This is a genomic window from Verrucomicrobiia bacterium, from assembly GCA_035495615.1.
Taxonomy (GTDB): Bacteria; Omnitrophota; Omnitrophia; order Omnitrophales; family Aquincolibacteriaceae; genus DATJFP01.
In genome coordinates, this window is record DATJFP010000097.1 from 1 (window position 1) to 25,245 (window position 25,245).

The following is a 25,245-nucleotide window of genomic DNA, read 5'->3' on the forward strand; positions in this document are numbered from 1 at the left end:
TGGCAGGTGATCGAAGAAAGCCAGCCGCATGAGAAACTAAACGCGAACCTCATCCAATTCCGCGTTAAAGTGCCCAAGAACGGGGAAACGGTACTGGATTACCGCGTAAAGACAGGATACTGACATGAAAAAAATCATTTCTTTTTTGATGGCGGCGGTTTTGATGGCGGCGGCGCCGGCTTTCAGCGAGGAAGCGGCCCCCGAGACGCGGCAGGCGGATTTCGCAGGCGGATGTTTCTGGTGCCTCGAGCCGCTCTTCGACAAAATCCCGGGCGTGATTTCCACGACGCCGGGCTATGAAGGCGGCAGCGTGGTCAATCCGACCTACGAACAGGTTTCCAAGGGACTCACCGGCCACGCGGAAACCGTGCGCGTCGTCTACGATCCGTCGAAGGTGTCCTACGAGAAGCTCCTGGACGCATACTGGCATGAGATCGATCCCACGACCTTGAACAAACAATTCGTGGACGAAGGCACGCAGTACCGGACCATCATTTTTTATCGCGACGAGGGACAGAAGAAACTGGCCGAGGAATCCAAGGCGGCCCTGGAGAAATCCAACGTCTACGGCGGCAAGCCCATTGTCACGGAAATCATCCCGGCCGCGGACTTTTATCCGGCAGAAGAACATCACCAGGATTATTACAAGAAGAACGACATCCAATACCACTTCTACCGTATGGGCTCCGGGCGCGACAGTTACCTCAAATCCGTTTGGGGAAAAGAAAAGAAGTCCGAGTAAATTTTCCCGCCGGTTGTTATAATGATTTTCCCCCAAATTTTTTTCCGGGAGCGACGATGAAGCCGGTTCAGAATCCCCCGAATCCCTTTCTCTCCGACGACTGCCAGTACCTCGACGGGATGACTCCGCCCGCGAAGCTCGAGGTCTTTTTCGACAGGACGCGGAACATCCTGTCCAAGAACGATTCCCCGGATCTGGGCTTCAAATGGAGCCTGAATCCCTACCGCGGCTGCATGCACGCGTGCGCGTATTGTTACGCCCGGCCCACGCACGAGTACCTGGGCTTCGGCGCGGGCACGGACTTCGAGACTAAAATCGTGGCGAAGCCGCGCGCCGCGGAACTTTTGCGCGAGACTTTCATGAAACGCTCCTGGAAAGGCGAGCTTATCGTTTTTTCCGGCGATACGGACTGCTACCAGCCGCTGGAAGCGCATTACCGCCTGACGCGCGCCTGCCTGGAAGTCTGCCTGGAATTCGGAAATCCCGCGGCCATCATCACCAAATCTTTTTTGGTCACGCGCGACCTCGAGCTTTTGAAAAACCTGCACGAGCGCACGCACGTTTCGGTCACGGTCAGTATCCCGTTTTTTTCCGAAAAGACCGCGCGCATCGTGGAGCCGGGCGCAGCCTCGGTGTCCAAGCGCTTCGAGGCCGTGAAACTGCTGGCCGACGCGGGGATCGAGGTCAGCGTGAATATCGCGCCCGTCATTCCCGGGCTCAGCGATTCGGATATTCCCCAAATCCTGAAGCGCGCGAAAGAATGCGGCGCGCAAAGCGCGGCCATGGTCCTCCTGCGCCTTCCCGGCCACGTGAAAGAGGTTTTCATCCAGCAGATGAAGACGCATTTTCCGCTGGCTGCGGACAAAATCATCGGGCGGCTGCGCGAGACGCGCGGCGGAGAGCTTTACCGCTCCGAGTTCGGCGAGAGATTCCGCGGCAAGGGCGATTACTGGGACAATATCCGCAAGATGTTCGACACGACCTGCGCGAGGCTCGGCCTCAACCGCGACGCGCCGGAATCTCCGCGTCCGCCGTTCCAGCGGCCCGGCAGCCAAAAAGAATTTACTTTCGCCTGAGCGGCCTTCATAATCCGGCATCATGAACACCGTGCACATGAGAATCTGGATCGGCGTGCTCCTGCCGATGATCGGCTTCCTTTTTCTCGCCTATGCTTTTTACGCGGTGCGGCAGGGCACGGTGCGCATGGGCGGGCGCTATTCCGGCGGTAAAAAAATCAGCCGATGGGAGCATCCCTTCGCGTTCTGGTACGAAGTCATCAAATACGCGCTCATCGGCTTTTTCGGCATGAGCCCGCTGCTGCATCCGGGCGGGCCGCAGGCCTGGGCGCGCGGCATGAGCGGCCTCATGGCGCACGCGGACGTGCTGCTGATGGTGTTCGGAATCGCGGCGCTGGCGTATGCGGTCTGGCAGGTTTGGGCGGGTGTTTCCTTCGGGAGGCATTACCAGCCGATTTTAATGGCCGAGACCCCGAAACGGTTTTGGATGAACGTCTCCCGGTTTTTCTTGTTCGGCCTGATCCTGATTGCTTTCGGAAGCATGGGCATGGAGCGGCTCATCGGCCTCATGCATTCGGAATTCCACATCTGACCATGCCTTCCCGGGACAAAACCGTCGACATCCTCCGCGGTATCGCGATGGCCGTCATGGTGGAGGCGAACATGGCCGGGCCGCTTCTCAATGAGCCTCATCCGTCCGGCCTCCGGCTGCTGGGCACTCTGGCCGCGCCCCTTTTTGTTTTTCTTGCGGGCATGAGCGTGCAAATCACGGCGTCCCGGTATTCTCTTTCCCATTATCTCCGCAGGGGACTCGAGCTGATCGCAGCCGGCGCCCTGATCGACCTCGCGATATGGAAGATCCTGCCTTTCACGAGTTATGACGTCCTCTACCTGATCGGCCTTTCGCTGCCGCTTGTTTTTCTCGCGGGAAAGTTGAAGCCGTCATGGCGGGGGGCCCTGATTGTGGGGATTTTTTTCGCGGGGACCGCGCTCCGTAAGTTCTGGGGCTATTCGCCGGAGGCATTGGAAGTGCTTCTGGGAAAGGGGGCGGCCTTTCCGCCCGCGCGCGCGGTGCTCAAAAGCGGGCTTGCCGACGGCTGGTTCCCGGTTTTCCCGTGGATGGGTTTCGCGCTGCTGGGATTTCAAATGGGGGAATGGTGTGAGTCGACGCGGAGCTTCTCGAGAGCCGTGCCTCATCTCATCCGGCTGAGTCTTGCGGCCGGCGCGGCCGCGGTTTATTTTTATCCGTCTCCCGCGCTCACGCGCGAAGGCTACAGCGAACTCTTTTATCCTCCCACGCTGGGCTTTTGCCTGCTGTCGGCGGGCGGACTTTTGCTGCTTTACCGCCTGATCAAAAAGATCGAAGGCCTTGCGCCCTGCGAGCCGCTGGCCCTGTTCGGGAAAAATTCTTTTTTCGTGTACGTCCTGCACCTGGTCGTCATCGAATACGCGCTGGTGCCGTTTTTCGGCCGGGAGCCGCTGCCGGTTTTTCTGGGACTCTATGCGGGGATGATGGGGCTTCTCGCGATTGCCGCCGTGCTCAAGGCGAAGGTTCAGGCCTCGAGCTGGGGAAAGGCGTCGCCGTAGGTGACTTCGGTGGGATGCTCCGCCTCGTAGCGGGTCATGAACTCCAGGAACATTTCGCGGGCGTCGTGGTTCTCGACGCGGAAACAGGCGTCCTGGGCCATCTCGATGCGGGTCAGCGTGAAAACGCTTGGGGAAAGCTGGTAGGCGGCAACGCTGTCGTCGCAGGCCTTTTTGTAAAGCGCGAGACGGGCGTCGTGGGAATCTTTTTTGACGCGCAGCTCATACGCCTTGGCCGCGGCGTGTTCCGCGCGCACCATGTGATAGCTGGCCTGCCACGACCGCCAGCCGCAGCCCGGAAGCAGCGCGAGGAGTCCGAGAAAAGCCCAAAGTTTCATGCCCGCCGTTTTCATGGGCAACATGGTAACAAAAACGGCGTTTAAAAAAAAGTACGGATGGGCCGATGAGAAGAAAAGGAGGCTTTTTATGAAAACTTTGTTTCTGATCGCGATCGCCGTCTTTGCCGCCTGGGTGGCCGGCGTCCGGGTGCATCCGGAAGTAGCCCCGGATTATTTCCGGATTTATTTGGAGAAAGATTACCGCAGGATCGACTTCCGCAACGGGACGCAAGCCCTGGGTGAATTCGTGGCCGAGCGCGACGGCCGGGTCGAGATGAAAGTCCGGGAACAGCTCGTGAATTATCCGGTTTCCGACATCGAGCGGATGAAACAGATCGGCCCCGTGGAAATCTGCCGGGCCCTGGGGGAAGGAAAGATTCTCATGCCTGCGGGAAAGCCGCTTTTCAGCTTCCGGCCCGAAGACGGCCTCTTCTCGCACAGAAAGCTCGAGCTCGCCGCGCCCCGCTGATTCAGCTTCCGCTCCCGCATAGCGAGTCCAGCCGTTCCAGCTCGCCCATCAGGATGTCTCTGGCCGGGCGCAGTTCCCCATCCGGCAATTTGACATAGACCTTTTCCCCGTGAGCCGAGCGGTAGCACCACTTGGAAATCCAGGCTTCCGCGGTTTCCTTTTTGTAATTCCGGGAGAGGTGGAACCGGATGAACGGGGAAACGAGGCCGGCTTTGTAGTAGCGGCCGTCGTAAACGATCTCGACCGGGGTTTTTTCGAGAAGATCGATGAGGTAGATCAGTTTCGACAGCTCGGACGGAGGACGGCTTTGAAAGTGCTGCAGCGCGGCAGGGGCGCTGTCAAAGACAGGTGCTGAGGTGAGCAAAGGTTCGGCCGCCCCGGCGGTAGAGGCCAGCGGAAAAAATCCCACAAGCAAGACAAAGGACAATTTCTTCATAGGGATCCTTCTCTAATGGTTCATGCCCGCAAGCTTTTTACCGCATAAAGGTCTCATGTTGAATAAGGATTCCCATGAGAACGATGTAAGGTTTGCGTAAAGAATGAGACTCGTTTTCCCTGAGCGAAAAAAGCTTTATCGCCCGGAGCCGAGGCGGTATGCTGATGCCATGGAAACGGACAAAAATCCTTTTGAAGGCCATGAACTGCAATTCCCTCTGAACTGCCATTTCCGTATCGTGGCCCAGAACGTGCCCGGCATCCGCGAAAGCCTGGAAGCCGTTCTCCGGGGCCTGGACATACAGTCGCCGCTGCAGGAAGGCCAGGCCTCGGCCAAAGGCGCCTACCGCACTTTTAATTTCGACGTCGAGATCGAGTCGCGCGAAGCCATGAACCGCATCGACTCGAGCCTCCGCCAAAATCCCAACGTCAAGATGGTCCTCTAGCCATGGAAAAATTCCGGATCGCGGTTCTTGCGATGCTGCTCCTTACTCCCGCGGCGCATGCGGAGGAAAAGGTGACGGCCGTTCCCGCCTTCCCGCATCTTTCTTTTGAGCAGCCCGTGGACCTTCAAGCGCCCGGCGACGGCTCCGGACGCCTCTTCGTCGTCGAACAGAACGGGACGATCCGGGTCTTTGCCAATGATCCCGAGGTCCGGGAAAGCGCGGTTTTCCTGGATATTCACGAACGCATCGCGCAGGAGCACAGCGAAGAAGGCTTGCTGGGTCTGGCCTTTCATCCGGATTTCAAGACCAACGGTTTTTTTTACGTGAATTACACCGCGCCCGATCCTCTCAGGACCGTGATCGCGCGCTACAGCGTCAGTGCGCAGGACCCTCAGAAGGCCGACCCCGCGAGTGAAAAAGTCGTTCTCGAGTTTCTCCAGCCGTACGCCAATCACAACGGCGGGCAGATCGCCTTCGGGCCGGACGGTTTCCTGTACATTGCCGCCGGGGACGGCGGTTCCGGCGGCGACCCGCACGGCAACGGCCAAAGCCGGGGCACGCTGCTGGGCAAGATCCTGCGGATCGACGTGAACCGAGAGGAAAAGGGGCTGGCATACGCCATCCCTGGGGACAATCCTTACGCCGGCAATCATGAAGGCCTGCGCGAAGAAATCTTCGCGTACGGGCTTCGCAATCCCTGGCGGTTCAGCTTTGATTCCCAGGGGCGGTTATGGGCGGGGGACGTGGGACAGGACCGGATCGAGGAAATCGACCGGATCGAGAAAGGAAAAAATTACGGCTGGAATGTGATGGAGGGAAGCCTTTGTTTTTCCCCGGACGAAGGGTGCCCGCGCGAAGGCTTGGAACTTCCGGTGGCGGAATATGGACGGGACAAGGGCCAGTGCGTGACCGGAGGCCACGTTTACGAAGGTGAGGCTGTTCCTTATCTCAAAGGCCGCTATGTGTACGCGGATTTTCTCAGCAACCGCGTCTGGGCGCTCCGGGAAAAGCCGGACGGCGGCTTTGAGCCCGAAGAGCTGATGCAGACTTCTTTTCATACGGCCTCGTTCGGGGTGGACGAGAAGAAAGAACTGTATTTCTGCGCCTTTGACGGGCAGATCTACCGGCTTGAAGCCGCGGGAAAAGCCTGATTGTTCAAAACGAGACCGGCGCTATAATACCTCCCATGATCGCAAGACTACTGAACTACCTGAACCATGACCTCTGGCGAGTGCGCGCACGCACGCTGCCGCGCCGGCGGTCTTTGGTCGTCCGCACCCTGCGCATCCTCATGCTGTCCTTCAAGGAATTCAACGGCGACCAATGCTCGCTCCGGGCTTCCGCGCTGACGTTTTATTCTTTCCTGTCCATCGTGCCTCTGTTTGCCATGGCTTTCGGCATCGCCAAGGGGTTCGGACTCGAACAAGTCCTGCAGACCCGGCTCCTGGAGGAGATGAAAGGCCAGGAAGAAGCCATGAACCGCATCATCCAGTTTTCGCAGGTGATGCTGCAGAACACCCAGGGCGGCGTCATCGCGGGCATCGGCGTCATCCTTCTCTTTTGGACCGTGATGAAGGTGCTGACCAACGTCGAGGACGCGTTCAATCACATCTGGAGGGTGCAGAAAGGCCGGAGCTGGGGCCGCAAGTTCTCGGATTACCTGTCCTTCATGCTGATCTACCCGATTTTTCTGATCCTGGCGAGCAGCCTCACGATTTACGTGGTGAGCCAGCTTTCCGAGCTGACGCGCGAATTGTCCTTCCTGGGCCGGATCGGGCCTGTCGTCCTGGGGACGCTGCAATTTCTGCCGTACCTCGTGCATTGCGGGCTCCTGACATATCTGTATATCTTCATGCCCAACACGCGCATCCCATTTTCCTCCGGGCTGCTGGGCGGGATGGTCGGCGGCATCACCTACCAGGTCGTGCAGAAGATCTATATCTATTTCCAGATCGAAGTGGCCAAGCTGGGCGCGATCTACGGCAGCTTTGCCGCGCTGCCCCTTTTCCTGCTGTGGCTGCAGATGAGCTGGATCATCATCCTGTTCGGGGCCGAGATCTCGTTTTCCCATCAGTACGAAGAAGCCTACGAATTCAGCGAAGACGCGGACCGGGCCAGTCCGGCGCTGCGAAGGCTGCTGTCCTTGTGGGTCACGGCTTACTGCGTGAAGGGGTTCCAGGCGGGAAGGGGGCCCGTGGGATTCAACGAGCTCTGGGAAAAACTCGACATTCCTGTCCGGCTTTTGAGGCCGCTTCTGTCGCAGCTCGCGGGCGCCGGCATCCTGGTCGAGCTGGCCGACGAACACGGAACGGTCAATGCGTATCAACCCGCCCGGGACATCGGCCAGATGTCGGTGAGTTCGGTCCTCGAAGCGCTGGACAACCGCGGCGATTATAATTTCCCGATGGAAAAGCACGGGGATCTCGGCCAGCTGAAAGCCATCCTGGGCTCGTTTTCCGAAACGATCCAGAAATCGCCCCGCAATATCCTTCTCAAAGACCTCGACGACACGGGAAACGTGCCGCTGACCCCGCCCGTCCGCGCCTGAAATTCCATCCCGCAAAAAAAATCGAAATTTATTTCGAATTTTGTTAAGCCCCGGTCCGTCCTGTGCCGATATCTTTGCCCCTTTAAAATCGTGTTTCGACTCAGGAGCCGGCCATGGAAACGAAAAACACCCTCAATCACTCCCAAATCATCATCCTCGGACTCTGCCTCTTCGCGGCCTCGGTGCTTTCCACCGTGATCCTGTCGCGAACGCTGGTCCAGATCAAGAAATTCAGCCAGGAAGTCATTACCGTGACCGGCTCGGCCGAGACCCAGATCGTTTCCGACGACGCGGTGTGGCGCTGCGAGTTCTGGAGAAGGGACCCGGCCATGACCCAGGCCTTTGCGCTTGTCCGCGGCGATTTGAAAGAGGTTCAGGAGTACCTGCTTTCGAAAGGCGTGAAGCCCGAGGAAATCACCGTGGAGCAGGCGTCCACGTCCACGATTTACCGGAAAAACGAGAAGGGGAACGACACCAACGACATCGAGGGCTACCAGATCCTTCAGTCCTTGGCCGTGAGAAGCCGCGGCGTGGGCAAAATCGCCGAGCTTTCCCGGATTTCCACGGAACTGATCGACAAGGGAATCCAGTTCACGTCGCTGCAGCCGGAATACTTTTATACGGGACTGGCCGGACTGAAGCTGGAAATGCTGGCCCGGGCAACGGAAAACGCCAGGGAGCGGGCGGAGAACATGGCTCAGGCCACGGGGAACAAGATTGGGTTCATGAGGTCGGCCAAAATGGGCGTTTTTCAGATCACGCCCGTGACTTCTTACGAGATTTCAGACTGGGGGACCAACGACACTTCTTCTTTGGAGAAGAAGGTGACAGCCGTCGTGAACGTCAGCTTTGCGATCGCGAGTTAGCCTGGGATCAAGCCGCCACGGCTTCATGGCGGTCATGGAGCGACTTGATGTGCTTCCACTTCCGTTCGGCCGAGTGGTAGTCGTGCTTAAGCTGCCTGATGTTCTCTTCGTAGGTGATTTTTTTGAGCGTCCCGGCCACGTTTTCGACATGTTCCAGCGTCAGGTCCAGCATTTCAGCTTCCTGAAGCTTTACGTGGACGACGATTTTGAGTTCCTGGGACTCTTCGTAATCACTGAGCTTAATCTGGGCGTACAGGTCCTCAAAATCCTTCCGCAGGGACGACATCTTTTTCTTCAAAAGCATACGGCTTATTTCCATAAAATCCCCCTTTCCAAGGATGACCCGATGCTGTAAGTATCGCCCCCGGGCAGGCAAAACTTAATCCTCTTAAAGTCTTTTTTTCGAACTTTAAATTGTCCGGCAAGGCCGTCCTTCCGGCCTCAGCAAGTTCGCGTCAATGATGAGGAAGCGGAAAGAAAAAAATTTCAAAAAAATATTTTTTTGCCTTGTCGCAAGCGCGCCTTCCGATTATAGTAACAATAGTAACGAAAGCATCAATATCCGCAGTCAGGGAGCACCCGGTGGAAGAAACAACAGTCGAGAGACGGCGCGGCAGCCAAGTGGGACAAGCGTTTGTGACGTGTCTCCAAATTTGCTCCCTCTTCGCCGCGTGCGCGCTCTGGATCCGCATCGGGATCGGCACCATCGAAAATTGCGCGCTTCTCCGGCTTCCCATCGTTCCCGTGGTTTCGCACCAGCCGCTCGGCAAGATCCAGCACGGTTACCTGAAGGCGACTCTGCCTACGCAGTATTTCATCAAGATCCAGGCGCGCAATATCGAGGAAACGATCGCGCTGCTGGCGCCGAAAACGCCCAAAGCCGCGCCTGCCGTGAAAGTCGAGATGAAAACCGAAGCGCCCAAGCCCCAGGTCGAGACTGCGGAACCCGAACGCAGGTCTGAGCCCATTGCGGTCGAACCCGCCGAAAATCCCTATACGATCCAGCTGGTCACGTACATGAGTGAGGCGCGCGCCATGCAGGAAGTGGAAGCCTTGAAAGGCAAAGGCTGCGGCGCTTTTATCATCCCCAGCGGGTCTTATTACCAGGTCTGCATCAATCACTTCGCGGAAAAGCCGCAGGCTCACGAAGAAATGCTCAAGCTGCAAAATCAGGGCGTTCTCGACGTCTACCAGGGCGCTTACGTGCGCCAAATCCACCGGTAATTTTTTCCCGCAATTCTCTTCCGGCCCCCTACCCATTTCGAATTCCGTCAGGTATCCTTCTAAAGGACGCTTTCTTTAAATAAATTAATATAAACGCCTTTGCCAATGAGCAGAGAGTCCGGGTTCATAACCCGAGAAAACCGGCGGGCCTTCACCAATCCCAAGGGGAAATAATGGCAGACGAAGAAATTTCCTCCGATTCACTGCGCAAAGAGATCGTCACTCTCCGCAATCAGATCAACAACCTCAAGTTCGAGCTCAGCAAGCGCGACCTGAAAACCGCGGAAAAAGCCAAGGAAGACGAGTCTCTGAAAGGCATCCGCGAATATGCGGCCTGGGTCGTGTTCGCGACGCCCGCCGTCCTTTGCGTGCTCGCGCCTGACGGCACGACGCGCTTCATCAATCCGTTCTGTGAGACTTTCACCGGTTACCGCGCCGACGAAATGCTCGGCAAAAACTGGTGGCGGCTGTTTTTTCAGGGCGACGATTTCGCCCAGATCGGCAAGCTGCTGCGCGCGCTGGATAAGGGCGACGTGCGCGACTACGAACTCACGATCACGACCAAGGGCGCGCAGAAACGCACGCTCGCGCACCACTCCATCAACCGCTACGACGAAACGGGAAAGCTCAAGGAAATCATCCTCGTCGGCATCGACGTCAGCGCCCGCAAGCGCGTGGAAAGCCAGCTGGAACGCAGCGAAGAAAAATTCCGCACGCTCATTTCCAACATCCCTTGCGCCGTGTACCGCTGCATCCCCAACGAAGAAAAGTGGACCATGATCCACATGAGCGATTACGTCGAAAAGATCGCGGGTTATTCTTCGTGGGACTTCATCGAGAACAGGACGATGCCTTATTTCGAAATCATCCATCCCGAGGACCGCGACCACGTGAAGCGTTCGATCAAGACCGGCATGGAAAACCGCCAGCCGTTCATCGTCGAATACCGCATCAAGCACAAGGACGGGACGATCCGCTGGGTCTACGAAAAAGGCCAGGGCTATTTCGGCAGGGAGAACAAGCTGCAATGGCTGGACGGCGTGCTGTTCGACATCACCGACCGCAAGGAGATGGAACGCAAACTCGCGGAAACACTCGAGAAGGTCAAAAACCTCTCGCTCACCGACGAATTGACGCAGCTTTACAACCGCCGCGGCTTCATCACGCACGCCGAGCAGCAGATCAGGGTTTCCGACCGCAAGAAGCGGCCGATCTCCATCCTGTTCGCGGACCTGGACGGCATGAAGGAGATCAACGACCAGCTCGGCCACAAGATGGGCGACCAGGCGCTGATCGAAACGGCTGCGATCCTGAACAACACGTTCCGCAAGGCCGACGTGATCGCGCGGCTCGGCGGCGACGAGTTCGCGGTGCTGGCCGTCGAGACGAACGAGGAAACGGCTGTCGTCATGAGCGACCGCCTGCAGAAAAATATCCGCGAATTCAACGAGCAGACCGGACTTCCATTTAAGCTGGCGATCAGTACGGGTATTTCGACTTACGATCCGGAAAATCCGTGCTCACTGGAAAAACTCCTGGAACGCGCCGACGACGAGATGTACAAGATGAAGCGCATCAACAAAGGTTTGGACCGCGACTCACCGGCCGCGTAACGCCCCAGCGGTCAATGCTTCAGTCCCCACTTTTTTTTAAAGAAGTTCAGACCCGTCTTTTTCAGCCACGGGATCGTCAGGATCGACGTGTAATGGCCGAGCGGAAGAAGGATAGTTTCGGGCCTGCCGAGTTTTTCCCGCAGCTGCTTGCCGTAGCGGTAGGGAATGACCCGGTCGAAACGTGCCAGGACCATCAGGATGGAAGCCGGATCGATCTCTCCGCAAACCTCCATCGGGTCGAGTGTAAAGACTTCCCGCAGGGCCTGGCAGAGCTGGGTCTTCGAATAACCCGTCCTGGCCAGCGCCGCCCGCAGATAACTCCTCATCAACGGGTCCTCTGAGGCCACGAAAATTTCCGGAATATTGCCGCCCGGCAGCACAAAAACATGGGAGCTCAGGCGTTTGTCCCGCGAGGCCCACAGGAAATTGGCCACGGCGCCAAAGCTCATGCCGAAGCTGCCGGTTTTTTCCGGATCGATGTCGCCGCGTCCCAGCAAATGGTCGAGGAGCGCCTGGTTTCTCGAGAGCGTGGCAGAAAGATAATCGTGCAGCTGTTCGAGCCCGAGCGAGTGATCGAAGGAAAAGATATTCCGGTCCATGATGGCCGTGGCGAGACCGTTCGCGGCAAAATAGCGCGCGAAAAAGCGTTCGAAGAAAAGATCTTCCAGGAACGCGAGGCGGCCCAGCATCGGGGTGATGCAGACAAGAGGAAAAGGACCTTCGCCCGCGGGAAGATAGAGTTCGTGCGGGTAGGGACGGCTTTCTTGAATGACGCGAACGTTAGTTTTTGACATTGGAATTGCGATTTCCTATTGTATACCGGGTTCGCGATTCCATGAAATTTTTCCTCATCCGCTTTTGGGGGACGCATGCCGTTTGCCGAAACCATGACCGCCGCCACCGATTATCTCCTGGCCGCGCTGTGCTTTTTCTGGGCGGCCAGGCTGCGCTGGAGTTTCCAGGACGGTTTCCGCGCCCGCCTTTTTTGGGCGCTTCTGTTCGCGGCTTCCGGGCTTGCCGCGGTGACCGGAGGCACCCACCACGCCCTCGCGGCCCGGAGCGGCGCCTCACCGGATCTTTTGTGGAAGCTTACGCTGTCCAGCATCTTGTTCGCGAGCTTTTGCCTCGTGGCGGCCGCCGCTTTTTCCTGGACGCGCGGCCCGTGGAGATTTTTTTTGCTCGGGCTGGCCGTCCTGAAAACCGTCTTTTTTGCAATGAAGGTGGGAAACGACCCAGTCTTCAAATGGGCCGTCCTGGATTATGCATCGGCCATGCTGCTGACGCTTGCCGTTGCCGGAGCCGCGCGCGGCCGCGGCACGGGAATGATCGCGGGCGGCATCTTGATTTCATTCGCGGCGGCTTATCTTCAACAATCCAAAATCGGGATGGGTGAGCTGCTGAATTACAACGTCCTCTATCATCTCATCCAGATGGCCGCTTTTTATCTCTTTTTCCGCGGCGCGCGATCCGCCTCGGAGGCCGCGCCGGCAGGGGACTCTCGTGCCGGAACTTAAGATCGAGAAACTCGTCTACGGCGGCGACGGCATGGGCTTTCTCGAAGGCAAGGTCTGCTTCGTGGAAGGCGCGCTTCCCGGCGAAAAAGTCGCGGTCGAAATCTTCCAGGATAAAAAGAATTTTTCCCGCGGACGGCTTGTCTCGATTCTCGAACCGTCGCCCGCGCGCCGGGCGCCCGAGTGTCCGTATGTCGCGTCCTGCGGCGGCTGCCAGTACCAGCATCTCGCTTATGAAGAAGAACTGCGCTGGAAGGAAAATCAGGTCCGCGACTATTTTGCCCGCGAGCTCAAAACCGATCCCGGGCGGGTCAAGGCCATCCGCCATGCCGCGAAACCTTACGGCTACCGGAACAGCGTCACGCTCCATGCGGCCCGCGGCGGCGTTCCCGGTTTTTTCGGCCGCGATAATGAGAGTGTGGTTCCCGTCGCCGAGTGCCTGATCGCGGATCCCGCCCTTGCGCCGGTGTTTTCCCGCAGCATTCCCCAAGGGGAAAAGAATCTCAGCTTCCGCCTTTCCGGCGCCGGGGAAATTCTCTCCAGCGCCGACGACCGCCTTTTCCAAGTGAGCCTTTTGGGCGAATCTTTCTGGACGCATTCGCGGAGCTTTTTCCAAAATAACCTGGCCGTCACGGAGCAGCTCCTCACGCAGGCCCGCGCGTGGGTGGACGAAGCGGGCCCCGATACTTTCATGGATCTTTACGCGGGTTCCGGCCTTTTTGCCCTGATGGCCGCGCCGGGCGTGAAGTCCCTTGTGTGCGCGGAAGAAAATCCTTATAGTCTTCAGGCGCTCGAGAAAAATCTGGAGGGGCGCCCCGCTTCCGTCGTTTTGGCCGAGGGCCGGGTCGAGTCGTTTTTGCATGAGCTCTGGGAAAAAGAAGCGAAGGGGAAGACTTTTGTCTTTCTCGACCCGCCGCGCCAGGGGCTGGCGCCGGAAGCCGCGGATTTTTTTGCGCACGACTTCGACGGCGAGGCGCTCGTTTACCTGTCCTGCCACATGGGCACGCTTCTCAGGGACTTGAAGAAGTTCCAGGCTAATCCCGCTTATGAATTGAAAGAAGTCGTTCCGTTCGACATGTTTCCGAGGACCAAGCACATCGAAGTCGCGGCTTTTTTCCGCCGCCGAAAGGAGTCTTAATGCCTACGATTTTCACGAAGATCATCAACGGGGAAATTCCCTGCCACAAGATTGCCGAAAGCGCCGATTACCTGGCGTTCCTCGATTTGAAGCCGATCCATGCCGGCCACACGCTCGTCATTCCGAAGAAAGAAGTGGATTACATCTTCGACATGGACGACGCCGCGCTCGGCGGGCTGGTAGCCTTTGCCAAAAAGGTGGCGCATGCGGTTAAAAAGGAAATCTCCTGCAAAAAAATAGGCGTGATGGTCGCGGGGCTTGAAGTGCCCCACGCTCATATCCACCTCGTTCCCATCCACGGCGTCGGCGACCTGAATTTCGCGAAAGCGCAGCCCGCTTCCCAGGAAGACCTCGCCGCCGTCGCGGAAAAAATCCGACGCCACTGGAAAGGCTGAAGTTCCTTCACTTCCGTTCCCTTTTTGCCGTTTTTTAGAAGTAAATCATGAGCATCCAGGGGACTTCCTTGAACAGAACCTTTTATCACGCGATCGCGCTGGCCTCGGCCGGGGCGGGCGTCTGCCTTGCCGCGGCAAGCCTGCTGCATCCGGCATTCGCGCACGCGGCGTTCAACCGGCTTTCCTTTTATATCCTGGCGCTCGTTGTGGCGGCCTGGGCCTCGGCGCTGAAAGAATGCGCGGACGCGCACCCGCCGGACTGGCGCGCCTTTCTCAGGGAATACGGTCCCGGCCTTGCCTTCTGCCTGACGGCCGCGGCTTTTATTTTTATTTCCGTGCGCCCGTATTTCCGCATCCTGGACGACGAGACCTGCCTGCTCTCTGTGTCCAAATCCATGCTGGCCGAAAGAAGCGTCGCCAACATCACGCAGGGCAAATGGCTTTTTTACAATCTCAGCGAAGGCGATTTCAACGAGCCCAAACGCCCGTTCCTGTTTCCTTTCCTGACGTATCTCCTTCACGTCCTGTTCGGCTACCGCACGGTGAATCCGTTCGTCCTCAACTTCCTATCGCTGGCCGGCCTTTTTTTCACGGCATTTCATCTTTTGAAGCGCAACGCGGGGAGTGCCGCGGGAGTCGCGGGCGTCCTGCTCATCGCGGCGCAGCCGGTCGTAATCCAGGCCGCGACTTGCGCCGGGTTCGATCTTTTCACCGCGTTCCTTGTCTTCGCGGGCATGGCCCTCGTCGACGCCTATTTCCTCAAGCCCTCTCCCGCGAAATTAAGCCTGGTGTGGATGCATCTGATCCTGCTGTCGCACGCGCGTTACGAAGGCGTGCTCTATCTCGCCGTGGCTGCGGTCCTGCTGTTCTGGATGGGCGCGCTGAGATTCCGCTCGTGGAACGATTCTCTGGTTTACGCGCTGACGCCGCTCATGCTGCTGCCGGTTTTACTGCAGCGCCTGTATGTTGAGACGGACCTGCAGAATCCGGCCGGCGTGAAGCCTTTTTCGTTCGCGCATTTCCTCCATCACAACGCGGACTTCCTCAAGAGCCTGGGGCGCTTTGACTTTGCGCTGCCGTACGCCACGCCGGTCAACATCCTGGGTGTCGTGTCCGGAATTATTCTGACCACGGCCTTTTTCGAAAAGCGCTGGCCCGCAGCCCCGGCCCGGCGCAGCGCGGTCGTGGTGTCTGCGGCCATGTTCGGCGCGTACTGGACCGTGATGAACGCGCATTTCGGGGAGTTCCTGCGCCTGGAAGACGGAAGCCGCGTCATGGCGCTGATGGCGATCGTGCTCGCGTTTCTCGCGGCCCTGCTGCTCGGCCGCCTGGCGGTGTTCCGGCAAAGGCCGGCGCTGCTTGTCGCGCTGTCGCTTTCCGTGTTCATTCTTTACCACCGCTTCAGCGTCGAAAATCGATTCCAGAACGCCCTTAACCGGCCGCGTGAATACCGCATCGTGATGGATTTTCTGGGGAAGCAGTTCCCTCAAAGCATGATGGTCGTTTCCAACATGCCGCAGCTTTACCCGGTGCAGAATTACGGGGCCGTGAATTTCGACACGGCCAACAATAATCGCGCCGCTTTCCTGAAGGAGCTCAAAGACGGGCTCTACCATCATATCTTCGTGATCCAGGAAATCGATTACGCCACGGGACAGGCCATTCACGATACCGCGCTCGATCCCGGATATCCGCTCGAGCCGGTTTACGAAACCCAGCGCGAGCCCGGCATTCTCCTGCGCATCTCCAAGGTGGTGGCGCCGTGAAGAAACAGCAGCGTCCCGCCCCCCAGATGGCCGAAAGCCCGGCTGCCGGAAAAATCGTGGCCGCTCTTTTTCTGATCGCTGCCGGCGGGCTTGCCGCCGCGGGTTTTGCGAACCGGGATTTCATGCTGCAGTGCTTCCTGCGGCTTTCCTATTATATAGTGTGGCTGCTCGCTGCCCTGTGGGCCGTGATCGCGGGCGAATCGGTCCGGAAGCACGGCCCCGCGGTGAGGGGATTCCTGAAAGAAAACGCGGGCGGGATTCTCTTCTCATTCCTTCTGGCCGCCGCGGTCTTTGTTTCCGCGCCGCCTTATTTCCGCATGCTGAGCGACGAAACCAACCTTTTGTCCGTTTCCAAATCCATGCTCTTCAACCGCTCGACGGCCAATACACTGGAAGGTTTTTTCCAGTACTTCAATTTCTCGCCGCTGCATTACACCTACGAGAAAAGGCCTTTTCTTTTTCCGTTCGCCGTTCATCTGCTGCATCTTCTCCTTGGGTATCATCCCTGGAACGCGTTTGCCGTGAACTTCCTCGTGCTGGGAACGCTTTTCAGCGCGGTTTTTATTTTCCTGAAGCGCGCCGCCGGATTTTGGGCCGCATTGGGCGGCGTTCTCTTTTTCGCGGCGCAGCCGGTGATCACGCAATCCGCGTCGTCGGGAGGATTCGATCTTTTCTTTGTTCTCTTTCTCGTGCTGGCCTTCGCGGCGCTCGCGCTTTATCTGGAAAACCCGGGTCCGGAAACGCTGCTGCTTTTCTGGTTCCAGCTCCTGCTGTTCATCCATACGCGCTACGAAGGCCCCATGCTCGCCGCTGTCCTCGTGCTCGCGCTTTTGGCTCTCGGCAAAATAAAACCGCGCCAATTTCTGGACGCGCCTTATTACGCGGCCACGCCGCTGCTCGTCCTTCCCGTGCTGTGGCAGAGGATCCTGACGCAGGGCCTGGAAACGCCGCCTGGCGTCAAAGCTTTTTCCGTGGAGCATTTCCTGCGGCACCAGAAGGAATACGTGCAAAGTCTGGGCGATTTCGGATTCTTCCTGCCGTATGCCACGCCCGTCAACATTCTCGGGACCTGCGCGCTCGTGTACTTCGCTTTTCTCTACGCGTCGCGCCGCTGGCCCGCGTCACCGGCGTCCCGCACGCTTGTGACGGCCGCGGCGGCTGTCCTCGCCGCCGAATGGGTGCTGACCAACGCGTACTTTGGCGAGCTGCTTGCGGACCCGGGCGGCGGCCGCGTCCTGACCTTCGCGTTTCTGGTCCTGTCGGTTCTCGCGGTCCTGTTTCTGGTGCGGCTCGCGCCTTTCAAGCGCAAGCCTTTCCTCGCCGCGGTGCTGGGCCTTTTCTGCTTCGGCCTTTATCATCCGCTCACGATCGAAAATCGGTTTCTCAACGCCCTCGATCTGCCGCGTGAATACCGCACGGTGCTGGAATTTCTGCAGCGGCAGGACGGCCGCAACATCCTGATCGTGGCGTCGCGGCCGGGCCTGTATACCGTGCACGATTACGGCGCCGTCAAATTCGAATGGGCCAACGAGCACAAGGAAGATCTTTTGATGAAATTGAAGCAGCGTCTCTACAGCGATATTTTCGTGATTCAGAACATCGACGATGCCACGGGGCAGATCCTGGAAGACGGCGGGCTGGACGGCAGCTATGCGCTGGAAACCGTCTTCATCACTGCGCGCCAGCCCGATCCTCTGGGTTATACGCGGATTTCCAGGGTCGTGAACCGTTAGGAAAACATGGAAACTAAAAAACCAGCCGTGACCTGGTTTGCCGCCGCGCTGTGGCTTTTGCCCGCGCTTGTCCTGGGCGCCGCCACGACTCACAATCCGGATTTCATGCGCGAATGCTTCCTGGGCGGAAGCTTTTATTGCATGGCGCTGCTGGTTCTCGGCTGGACCGTCGTGTTCAAGGAATGGTGGGACGCGCGGAGGCCGGACATGCGCGGCTTTCTCCGCGAATACGGCGCGGGGCTTTTGTTCTGCGGCGCGCTGACCGCGGTCATCTTCGTCTCTGTGCATTCTTACTTCCGCGTGCTCAGCGACGAGGCCAATCTCCTGTCAGTCTCGCGGTCCATGACGTTCCAGAGAAGCGTCCACAATGTCATCCAGGGCAAATGGACCTTTTATAATTTGCGCCCCTACGAATTTATTTACGAAAAGAGGCCGTTTCTGTTTCCGTACCTGCAGTACTGGACGCACGTTTTCCTCGGCTACCGGCCCTCGAATCCCTTTGTCGTGAATGCCGCGTGCACACTCGTCCTTTTCTGCTGCCTGTTCGTGGGCCTGCGGAAAAATCTTGGGGATGCGGCCGCTTATGCCGGCGTCCTGCTCGCCGCGGCGCAGCCGGTCCTGACGCAGACCGCGACTTCCGCCGGCATCGACATGGTTTTCGTCATGCTGATCACGGCGTCGCTGCTCACGCTCCAGGTCTTCCTGGACCGTCCCGGCCCCGAGATTTTTGCGTTGCTGTGGGCGAGTCTCATGCTCGTCGCCAATGCGCGCTATGAAGGGCCGATGTATGCGGTCCTGGTCTTTGCGCTTCTCGCGTGCATGAAAAAAATCCGGCGCGAGTGGTTCGGCAGCTCTTTTGTTTTTGCCGCGACGCCGCTCATGCTGCTGCCGACGTTCTGGCAGCGGGTGTTCCTTAAGACGGACCTCGAAGTCCCGGCCGGCAAACAGGCGTTCTCGCTGGCGAACTTTATCGAGAACAGCATGGAATTCATCCGGTCCCAGTTCCGGTTCGACTACTTTCTGCCCGTCGCGAACGTCGTGAATATCCTCGGCTTCGCGGCAATCGTGTGGCTGGCAGTGGCGCTTGCGCGCCGGAAATGGCCGCATGATCCCGCGCAAAGGCCCTTTGCCTTGATCGCGTCTTCAGCCGCCGCGGCCTACGCCGTGGTCGTCTATGCCCATCACAGCAGCTTCATCACCGATCCCGCGGGCGCGCGCCTCATGACGTTCGGCTGCCTGGTGCTTTCTCTTCTTTGCCTGCTCTTTCTCCTGGCGCTTTTTCCGGGCGAGACAGGGCGCGCCGGCGTGCTGCTTTTTTCCGTGGGTATGTTCTGCCTGTATCATCCGGTGTCCGTGCGTAATTATTTTTCGAACGGCCTTGTCCTTTGCCGGGAATACCGCATGGTGCGCGATTTCCTGAAGGACCAGTGGCCGCGCAATTATCTCGTCGTGACGAACGTGCCCGGGCATTACACGGCGCTGGACCGGGGCGCGGTCAAATTCACGTATGCCAACGAACGCAGGGATGAGCTGCTCACGCAGTTCGGCAAGCATCTCTTCAGCGAGATCTTCGTGGTGCAGGAAGTCGACGTCTCGGGCGCGGTCGCGCAGGAAACCCTGCTGGATCCGGCTTACAAACTGGAACCCGTTTTCGAGTCCGATCACAAGATGGGTGTCTTTATCCGCATCTCGCGCGTGGTGAACCCATGAGCCCGCAAGTGACGGCACAGCAGCCCAAAGCGCCCCGTCTTTTCTCGCTCGCCGCGATCAGCGCGGCCCTTGCCATCGGCGTCTGGACCGCGCTCGACCGCGGACGGCTCCTGATGTGGTTTTACCGCTATTCGTATTACGCCATGGGCCTGCTGTTTTTCATGTGGATCTACGGCCTGGTCCTGGCCTGGCGCGAGGCAAAGCCGGATGCGCGCCGCTTCCTGAAAGAAAACGGGGCGGGCCTTCTTTTTTGCCTGGCGCTCGCGGCCCTTGTTTTTATTTCTTCGCGGCCGCAATACCGCCTCTTGAGCGACGAGACGAACCTTCTCTCCGTTTCCAAATCCATGCTCTACGACAAGCACGTCGCCAACGTCACGCAGGGCAAATGGTTTCATTACAATTTTTACGCCGAAGAGTACCAGCCGGAGAAAAGGCCATTCCTTTTTCCGTTCGTGACCTACCTGGCGCATACGATCCTGGGCTTCCATGCCTGGAACCCGTTCGTGGTGAATTTTTTCTCGCTCGCGGCGCTGCTCTTTCTCGTCTTCGTCTATTTAAGGAAGCATGCGTCCGGGGCCGCGGCCTATGCGGCCGTGCTGCTGGCCGCGGCGCAGCCGGTCGTGACGCAGACCGCGACTTCCGCCAGCATGGATATGCTGGCCCCGCTGGTCTTTCTCGCGGTGCTTCTCACCGTGAAATATTTTCTCGACCGGCCCGGCCCGGACAGTTTTTTGCTGCTCTGGCTGCACCTGTTGCTGCTGGCCAATGCGCGCTATGAAGGCCCGCTCTATGCGGCGCTTGTTCTCGGGCTTTTGGCCTGGTCCGGACGACTCAAGGCCGGCTATTTCCGTTCTTCGGCGGTTTATCCGCTGACACCGCTCGTCCTTCTCCCGGTTTTCTGGCAGCGTTTCATGATCCCGACCGATCTCGAAGTGCCTCCGGGCGTGAAGCCCTTTTCGCTGGAGCACCTTTTCCAGCACACTCTGGATTTTCTCGGGACGCTCACGCGTTTCGATTTCGTGCTGCCGTACGCCACGCTCGTCAATCTCGCGGGACTGGCCGGCCTTCTTTTCTTCGCGACCCGATTCGCGGCCCGCCGGTGGCCCGCGGAAAAGCCGCAGAGGCAGGCGGTTTCCATCGCGGCTTTTTTGTTCCTGGCTTACTGGGTCCTCATCAACGCGCACTTCAGCCCGTTCGCGCTGATCTACGACGGAAGCCGCCTTCTCGTGCCCGCGGTGCTCGCGCTCTCGGTTTTTGCCGCGCTTCTTCTGGAACGGCTGCCGCTTTTCAAACGCCGGCCCTTTTATCTTTTGATGGCGTCGTTTTCGCTCTTTTGCCTCTACCATCCGGTCACGATCGAAAACAGGGGATGGAATGCCGTCCTGCTCACGCGTGAATACAAATTCATGACGGAATTTTTCGAAAAGCAGAAACAGAAAAATTTTCTCGTCGTCGCTTACCGCACCGGCATCTACGCGGCGCGCGAATACGGGGCCGTGAATTTTTATTCCGCGAACGCCAACAAAGACGAATTGCTGGGCGAATTCGGCCATCATCTCTTCAGCGATATTTTCGTGATCCAGGAAATCGTCTGCGCGACGGATGAGCCCACGCCCGAAACCCGGCTGGATCCCGCCTTCCACCTGCAAAAAATCCTGGAGTACGCGAAACAGTACCCCGCCTCCAGCAAAATGCGCCTCTCCCGGGTCGTGTTGTAGGGGATGGCCTGCTTTTTGCTTTAATCAAAGGCAAGGAACCTTGGAGAGCCGGCATTTCTCTGCTAAGCTAGGGGGGTTTTTCGCCGATAATTCAGGCTCGGATAGGACATGGCCAAAAAAACCGGAGAGACCGCGAGAATGCCGAAGAAAAAGACCAACGGCCCATGGCAATTGGTCCATAAGGACATGACCAAAGAGGGGCTCAAGACCTCTTTTTGGTCGAGCCTCTATTACGCCCTGGCCAAGGACCGCTACACCACCACGTCCCACGACGACTTCATGGCTCTGGCCATCACCGTGCGCGACCGCATCGTCGAGCGCTGGATCGCCACACAGCAGGGCTATCACAGCGAAAACGCCAAACGCGTCTACTATCTTTCCATGGAATTCCTGATCGGCCGCCTGCTGGGCAGCAACATGATCAGCCTGAATTTGTGGGATGAGGCCAAGAAGGCGCTGGGGGAAATGGGCCTGGACCTGGAAAAGCTCATCGACGAAGAACCGGACGCCGGCCTCGGCAACGGAGGCCTGGGCCGCCTGGCCGCCTGCTTCCTGGATTCCATGGCCACGCTCGGCATTCCCGCGCACGGCTACGGCATCCGCTACGACTACGGCATTTTCAATCAGCGCATCCTGGGCGGCCATCAGGTGGAATCGCCGGACGAATGGCTGAAGCTCGGCAATCCCTGGGAATTCCCGCGCCCGGAATATTCCGTTCTCGTGAAATTTTACGGCGACACCTTTTTCTATCACGATCACCAGGACAAACTGCGCGTCCTGTGGCGCAACACGCAGGACGTCGTCGCCATGCCGTACGACATCCCGGTACCAGGCTACAAGAACGACGTGGTCAATACGCTGCGGCTGTGGTCGGCCCGCGGTTCCGAAGAGTTCGACCTGGAATATTTCAACACCGGCGACTACGAGCGCGCGGTCTACAATAAAATGTTCTCGGAAAACATCTCCAAGGTGCTTTACCCCAACGACGCGAATTCCCTGGGCCGCGAGCTGCGCCTGAAGCAGGAGTATTTTTTCACCGCCGCGTCCATCTTCGACATCATCCGCCGCTTCAAGTCCGGCAACGACGATTTTGCGAAGCTGCCCGAGAAGGCGGCCATCCAGCTGAATGACACGCATCCCGCCCTTGCCGTGGCGGAGTTCATGCGCGTCCTCGTGGACGAGGAACAGCTGGAATGGGAAGACGCGTGGGACATCACGGTGCGGACGTTTGCCTACACCAACCACACGGTCATGCCTGAAGCGCTCGAATGCTGGTCGGTCGCGCTTTTCGAGAAGCTCCTGCCGCGGCACATGCAGATCATCTTCGAAATCAACGTCCGGTTCCTGCGGCAGGTCGCGAACAAGTACCCGGGCGACACAGAACGCCTGAGACGGATGTCGCTGATCGAGGAAGGGGCGAACAAGCAGGTCCGCATGGCCTTTCTGGCGATCGTGGGCAGCCATTCCGTGAACGGCGTTTCGGAGCTGCACTCCAATCTCCTGAAGAACCACCTGTTCAAGGATTTTTACGAATTCTTCCCGGCTAAATTCAACAACAAGACCAACGGCATCACGCCGCGGCGCTGGCTGCTGAAATCCAATCCCGGGCTGTCGAATCTGATCACAGAGACGATCGGCGGCAAGTGGGTGACGGACCTGGATCAGCTGAAGAAACTTTCCTCCTGCCAGAAGGACGCGTCGTTCCGCAAGAGCTGGCGCCAGATCAAGGAAGACAACAAGCGCAAGCTCGCCGACGACATTTATCACAATACGGGCATGAAGGTGGACCCGCAGGCCATGTTCGACGTCCAGGTCAAGAGGATTCACGAGTACAAGCGCCAGGTGCTGTTCGCTTTTTACATCATTTCGGAATACCTGAAGCTGAAGGAAAACCCGAAAGCCTTCGTGCAGCCCCGTGTTTTCCTTTTCAGCGGCAAGGCCGCGCCGGGATACACCATGGCGAAACTCATCATCAAATTTATCACGAGCATCGCCTACGTCATCAATTACGACAGCGCGGTCAAAGACCAGCTCAAGGTGATTTTTCTGGAGAATTACCGGGTTTCGCTCGCGGAACGGATTTTTCCGGCCAGCGACCTCTCCGAACAGATCTCGACCGCGGGCACGGAGGCCTCGGGCACGGGCTGCATGAAATTCATGATGAACGGCGCGCTGACCGTCGGCACCTGGGACGGGGCGAACATCGAAATGGCGCAGGCCGTAGGTCAGGGGAACATCTTCACGTTCGGGCTGAGGGCGGACGAGGTTCTGAATCTCCAGCGCGGCGGCTACAACCCGCGGGACTATATCCAGCAGTCGCCGGTCCTGTCAGAAATCATCCGGATGATCCAGTCGAATTTCTTTTCGCCCGTCGAGTACGGCATCTTCGAGCCGCTGGTGAACAGCCTCCTCAACCGGGATTCGTTTCTAGTCTGCGCGGATTTCGATTCTTATTGCAAGACGCAGGACTCGATCTCGCGCAACTTCAAAGACCCCGACGATTGGGTCCGCAAGGCCATCGTGAACGTCGCCAATTCCGGAAAATTTTCCAGCGACAGGACGATCCTGGAATATGCCCGCGACATTTGGGACGTGATCCCTTAATTCCGCCCGTCTCCTCTTCTGCCCCTCTAACTGCTTTTGTTTTCGAGACTTGCAGGCCGAACCCTGTTTCCCGGCGCGGTTTTATAAGGAAACTCTTTACGCTATTCTCAGGGTTCCACGGCTGATTTTCTGATTCCATAATAAAAGAAGAAGTGTATACTAATCAGTCCCGGACCCTGCCTCCGGGATGCTCGGGTTCATTGTGATATAAAAGGCATGTTTTTTGCTTTGTAAATCATCAAGCCCTCAGATTTAAATTGCAAAAAATCTGGTCTAATCGGGGAAGTTCCCATGGCTCCGCTACGCATGAAAAAAACAGACAAAGTGAAAGAATCGCAGCCTGCCAAGAAGATTTCCGCCAAGACCAAACCCGCCGCGCGTTTGCAGAAAAAACCCGAAGAAAAAAAACTTCCCGTCCGCCGCAATCTCGTCGCCGAAGCGCGCCTGAAGGCCGCGCTGCCGTCCAAGCCGCTCAGAACTCCGGCCAAGGCCGCTAAGGAAACGCTGACTTCCCCGGAAATTTTCGGGCCGGCCAAATCCGCGCCTGATGCGGCCTCCGTGCGTGAAATTTTCAAGATGCCGGCGGAACTGCCGGCCAATTACGGCGATAACATGATTTACCTGCTCGTGCGCGACCCGTATTACCTTTACACGTATTGGGAAATCCAGAAGGACCATCAGGAGCGGACGCTCGCGAAACTCGGCGGCAATTGGGCGGACGTCCGGTCCATCCTGCGCATTTATGACACGAGCGACAAAAAAAGCGCCGCGTCTTTTTTCGACATCGAACTCCAGAACATGGCCGTCAACTGGTTCATTAATGTAGAACCGGGCCGCAATTATGTCGTAGAAATCGGACTGCTGCATAAAGACGGCCGGTTTCTGGCGCTGGCGCGATCGAACGAAGTCGCCACGCCGCGCGCGTCTGTCTCCGACGTGCTGGACGAAGAATGGATGGGCCTGGATTTTGAAAAGCTCTTTGCCCTGTCCGGCGGTTTCCACGCGGGCAGGAGCTCCTCCGAAGACGTCAAGGAATGGCTGCAGAAGCACATCCAGGCGGGCATTTCTTCGGGATCCGGCGGGAGCATCTCGAGCCTTTCCAGCCCGGTCAAAGGAAAGCAGCGCGGCTTCTGGTTCGTGCTGGATTGCGAAGTCATCGTCTACGGCGCCACCGAACCTGACGCCGCCGTGACGTTCCAGGGCCGTCCCGTGAAGCTGCGTCCGGACGGCACGTTCTCTTTCAGGTTTTCCCTCCCGGATGGAAAGTTCGTATTCGACGCGCGCGCGGTTTCGGCCGACGGCCTGGAAGAGCGCGTGATTACCCCCACCGTGCAAAGGACCACGGACCGACCGGCCCCCGTCATCAAATCTGAAGAAAAGGTGTAAGGT

Annotated in this window: 24 protein-coding genes; 20 read left to right on the forward strand and 4 right to left on the reverse strand. The window is 58.1% G+C overall.

From position 1 onward, the window contains the following. Window positions 1–124 precede the first annotated feature (124 nt). Genes msrA through VL688_12210 form a run of 4 tightly spaced genes read left to right on the forward strand, consistent with a single transcriptional unit; the run spans window position 125 to window position 3,345 of the window. On the forward strand, window positions 125–742 hold the full coding sequence (gene msrA / locus VL688_12195; protein ID HTL48811.1) for a peptide-methionine (S)-S-oxide reductase MsrA: 618 nt from the start codon (window positions 125–127) through the stop codon (window positions 740–742). 56 nt (window positions 743–798) lie between these two features. Next, window positions 799–1,818, forward strand: a complete 1,020-nt coding sequence (locus tag VL688_12200; GenBank protein ID HTL48812.1) for a PA0069 family radical SAM protein — start codon at window positions 799–801, stop codon at window positions 1,816–1,818. Window positions 1,819–1,840: 22 nt separating this feature from the next. Further along, window positions 1,841–2,350, forward strand: a complete 510-nt coding sequence (locus VL688_12205) for a hypothetical protein (protein HTL48813.1) — start codon at window positions 1,841–1,843, stop codon at window positions 2,348–2,350. A gap of 2 nt (window positions 2,351–2,352) precedes the next feature. Next, window positions 2,353–3,345 (forward strand): heparan-alpha-glucosaminide N-acetyltransferase domain-containing protein, encoded by a 993-nt coding sequence (locus VL688_12210; protein HTL48814.1) that lies wholly within the window; start codon window positions 2,353–2,355, stop codon window positions 3,343–3,345. Here VL688_12210 and VL688_12215 read toward each other — a convergent pair. Then, entirely contained in the window at window positions 3,312–3,680 is a 369-nt protein-coding gene (locus VL688_12215) for a hypothetical protein (protein ID HTL48815.1), read from the reverse strand. The two genes, VL688_12210 and VL688_12215, sit on opposite strands and share 34 nt — an antisense overlap. 88 nt (window positions 3,681–3,768) lie before the next feature. Here VL688_12215 and VL688_12220 point away from each other — a divergent pair, with 88 nt between their 5' ends. Next, a complete protein-coding gene (locus VL688_12220; protein HTL48816.1) occupies window positions 3,769–4,149 on the forward strand; it encodes a hypothetical protein in 381 nt (126 codons plus the stop codon). A 1-nt stretch (window position 4,150) separates the two neighbouring features. Here the strand turns inward: VL688_12220 and VL688_12225 are convergent, their stop codons facing one another. After that, window positions 4,151–4,585: a hypothetical protein gene (locus VL688_12225; GenBank protein ID HTL48817.1), complete on the reverse strand. Its 435-nt coding sequence runs from the start codon at window positions 4,583–4,585 to the stop codon at window positions 4,151–4,153. 169 nt (window positions 4,586–4,754) lie between these two features. Between VL688_12225 and VL688_12230 the strand changes: the two genes are divergently transcribed. The 4 genes from VL688_12230 (at window position 4,755) to VL688_12245 (ending at window position 8,444) form a co-directional block, all read left to right on the forward strand. After that, window positions 4,755–5,030 (forward strand): DUF493 domain-containing protein, encoded by a 276-nt coding sequence (locus tag VL688_12230; GenBank protein ID HTL48818.1) that lies wholly within the window; start codon window positions 4,755–4,757, stop codon window positions 5,028–5,030. Between the two features lie 2 nt (window positions 5,031–5,032). Further along, the gene (locus tag VL688_12235) at window positions 5,033–6,181 is read left to right on the forward strand and encodes a PQQ-dependent sugar dehydrogenase (GenBank protein ID HTL48819.1); all 1,149 of its coding nucleotides are present in this window, start codon (window positions 5,033–5,035) and stop codon (window positions 6,179–6,181) included. A gap of 35 nt (window positions 6,182–6,216) precedes the next feature. After that, the gene (locus tag VL688_12240; protein ID HTL48820.1) at window positions 6,217–7,578 is read left to right on the forward strand and encodes a YhjD/YihY/BrkB family envelope integrity protein; all 1,362 of its coding nucleotides are present in this window, start codon (window positions 6,217–6,219) and stop codon (window positions 7,576–7,578) included. Window positions 7,579–7,691: 113 nt separating this feature from the next. After that, window positions 7,692–8,444, forward strand: coding sequence for an SIMPL domain-containing protein (locus VL688_12245; protein ID HTL48821.1), 753 nt, complete (start codon window positions 7,692–7,694; stop codon window positions 8,442–8,444). Between the two features lie 7 nt (window positions 8,445–8,451). On the opposite strand, the gene VL688_12250 is transcribed toward VL688_12245, so the two are convergent. Beyond that, window positions 8,452–8,763, reverse strand: a complete 312-nt coding sequence (locus tag VL688_12250; protein HTL48822.1) for a hypothetical protein — start codon at window positions 8,761–8,763, stop codon at window positions 8,452–8,454. Between the two features lie 317 nt (window positions 8,764–9,080). On the opposite strand from VL688_12250, the gene VL688_12255 reads away from it, so the two are divergent. Both VL688_12255 and VL688_12260 read left to right on the forward strand, forming a co-directional pair. Next, a complete protein-coding gene (locus VL688_12255; GenBank protein ID HTL48823.1) occupies window positions 9,081–9,668 on the forward strand; it encodes an SPOR domain-containing protein in 588 nt (195 codons plus the stop codon). Window positions 9,669–9,841: 173 nt separating this feature from the next. After that, window positions 9,842–11,281, forward strand: coding sequence for a diguanylate cyclase (locus VL688_12260; GenBank protein HTL48824.1), 1,440 nt, complete (start codon window positions 9,842–9,844; stop codon window positions 11,279–11,281). A gap of 11 nt (window positions 11,282–11,292) precedes the next feature. On the opposite strand, the gene VL688_12265 is transcribed toward VL688_12260, so the two are convergent. Continuing rightward, a complete protein-coding gene (locus VL688_12265) occupies window positions 11,293–12,075 on the reverse strand; it encodes a hypothetical protein (protein HTL48825.1) in 783 nt (260 codons plus the stop codon). Between the two features lie 75 nt (window positions 12,076–12,150). Here VL688_12265 and VL688_12270 point away from each other — a divergent pair, with 75 nt between their 5' ends. From VL688_12270 to VL688_12310, 9 genes are all read left to right on the forward strand, one after another. Beyond that, complete coding sequence (locus tag VL688_12270; GenBank protein HTL48826.1) at window positions 12,151–12,795, forward strand: hypothetical protein; 645 nt, start codon at window positions 12,151–12,153, stop codon at window positions 12,793–12,795. Then, window positions 12,782–13,930 carry a TRAM domain-containing protein gene (locus tag VL688_12275; protein HTL48827.1) on the forward strand — a complete coding sequence of 383 codons (1,149 nt, stop codon included), beginning with the start codon at window positions 12,782–12,784 and terminating at the stop codon, window positions 13,928–13,930. Before VL688_12270 ends, VL688_12275 begins: the two co-directional genes overlap by 14 nt. Next, the gene (locus VL688_12280; GenBank protein HTL48828.1) at window positions 13,930–14,325 is read left to right on the forward strand and encodes an HIT family protein; all 396 of its coding nucleotides are present in this window, start codon (window positions 13,930–13,932) and stop codon (window positions 14,323–14,325) included. The genes VL688_12275 and VL688_12280 overlap by 1 nt, the downstream gene beginning before the upstream one ends. A gap of 68 nt (window positions 14,326–14,393) precedes the next feature. Beyond that, complete coding sequence (locus tag VL688_12285; protein ID HTL48829.1) at window positions 14,394–16,091, forward strand: hypothetical protein; 1,698 nt, start codon at window positions 14,394–14,396, stop codon at window positions 16,089–16,091. Then, window positions 16,088–17,824: a hypothetical protein gene (locus tag VL688_12290; GenBank protein ID HTL48830.1), complete on the forward strand. Its 1,737-nt coding sequence runs from the start codon at window positions 16,088–16,090 to the stop codon at window positions 17,822–17,824. The genes VL688_12285 and VL688_12290 overlap by 4 nt, the downstream gene beginning before the upstream one ends. Window positions 17,825–17,830: 6 nt before the next feature. Next, window positions 17,831–19,534: a glycosyltransferase family 39 protein gene (locus VL688_12295; GenBank protein ID HTL48831.1), complete on the forward strand. Its 1,704-nt coding sequence runs from the start codon at window positions 17,831–17,833 to the stop codon at window positions 19,532–19,534. Next, on the forward strand, window positions 19,531–21,252 hold the full coding sequence (locus VL688_12300; GenBank protein HTL48832.1) for a hypothetical protein: 1,722 nt from the start codon (window positions 19,531–19,533) through the stop codon (window positions 21,250–21,252). The genes VL688_12295 and VL688_12300 overlap by 4 nt, the downstream gene beginning before the upstream one ends. A gap of 108 nt (window positions 21,253–21,360) precedes the next feature. Continuing rightward, a complete protein-coding gene (locus VL688_12305; protein HTL48833.1) occupies window positions 21,361–23,856 on the forward strand; it encodes a glycogen/starch/alpha-glucan phosphorylase in 2,496 nt (831 codons plus the stop codon). Between the two features lie 291 nt (window positions 23,857–24,147). Beyond that, on the forward strand, window positions 24,148–25,242 hold the full coding sequence (locus tag VL688_12310) for a DUF4912 domain-containing protein (protein ID HTL48834.1): 1,095 nt from the start codon (window positions 24,148–24,150) through the stop codon (window positions 25,240–25,242). Window positions 25,243–25,245: the final 3 nt, after the last annotated feature.

Bases quoted from the DNA above. Each gene is read 5' to 3' on its own strand.
- VL688_12240 (HTL48820.1), top strand. From the start codon at position 6,217: ATGATCGCAAGACTACTGAACTACCTGAACCATGACCTCTGGCGAGTG.
- VL688_12305 (HTL48833.1), top strand. From the start codon at position 21,361: ATGGCCAAAAAAACCGGAGAGACCGCGAGAATGCCGAAGAAAAAGACC.
- VL688_12225 (HTL48817.1), bottom strand. From the start codon at position 4,585: ATGAAGAAATTGTCCTTTGTCTTGCTTGTGGGATTTTTTCCGCTGGCC.
- VL688_12230 (HTL48818.1), top strand. From the start codon at position 4,755: ATGGAAACGGACAAAAATCCTTTTGAAGGCCATGAACTGCAATTCCCT.
- VL688_12245 (HTL48821.1), top strand. From the start codon at position 7,692: ATGGAAACGAAAAACACCCTCAATCACTCCCAAATCATCATCCTCGGA.
- VL688_12310 (HTL48834.1), top strand. From the start codon at position 24,148: ATGGCTCCGCTACGCATGAAAAAAACAGACAAAGTGAAAGAATCGCAG.
- VL688_12235 (HTL48819.1), top strand. From the start codon at position 5,033: ATGGAAAAATTCCGGATCGCGGTTCTTGCGATGCTGCTCCTTACTCCC.
- VL688_12210 (HTL48814.1), top strand. From the start codon at position 2,353: ATGCCTTCCCGGGACAAAACCGTCGACATCCTCCGCGGTATCGCGATG.
- VL688_12260 (HTL48824.1), top strand. From the start codon at position 9,842: ATGGCAGACGAAGAAATTTCCTCCGATTCACTGCGCAAAGAGATCGTC.
- VL688_12300 (HTL48832.1), top strand. From the start codon at position 19,531: ATGAGCCCGCAAGTGACGGCACAGCAGCCCAAAGCGCCCCGTCTTTTC.
- VL688_12215 (HTL48815.1), bottom strand. From the start codon at position 3,680: ATGAAACTTTGGGCTTTTCTCGGACTCCTCGCGCTGCTTCCGGGCTGC.
- VL688_12280 (HTL48828.1), top strand. From the start codon at position 13,930: ATGCCTACGATTTTCACGAAGATCATCAACGGGGAAATTCCCTGCCAC.
- msrA (HTL48811.1), top strand. From the start codon at position 125: ATGAAAAAAATCATTTCTTTTTTGATGGCGGCGGTTTTGATGGCGGCG.
- VL688_12205 (HTL48813.1), top strand. From the start codon at position 1,841: ATGAACACCGTGCACATGAGAATCTGGATCGGCGTGCTCCTGCCGATG.
- VL688_12250 (HTL48822.1), bottom strand. From the start codon at position 8,763: ATGGAAATAAGCCGTATGCTTTTGAAGAAAAAGATGTCGTCCCTGCGG.
- VL688_12295 (HTL48831.1), top strand. From the start codon at position 17,831: ATGGAAACTAAAAAACCAGCCGTGACCTGGTTTGCCGCCGCGCTGTGG.
- VL688_12270 (HTL48826.1), top strand. From the start codon at position 12,151: ATGCCGTTTGCCGAAACCATGACCGCCGCCACCGATTATCTCCTGGCC.
- VL688_12265 (HTL48825.1), bottom strand. From the start codon at position 12,075: ATGTCAAAAACTAACGTTCGCGTCATTCAAGAAAGCCGTCCCTACCCG.
- VL688_12220 (HTL48816.1), top strand. From the start codon at position 3,769: ATGAAAACTTTGTTTCTGATCGCGATCGCCGTCTTTGCCGCCTGGGTG.
- VL688_12200 (HTL48812.1), top strand. From the start codon at position 799: ATGAAGCCGGTTCAGAATCCCCCGAATCCCTTTCTCTCCGACGACTGC.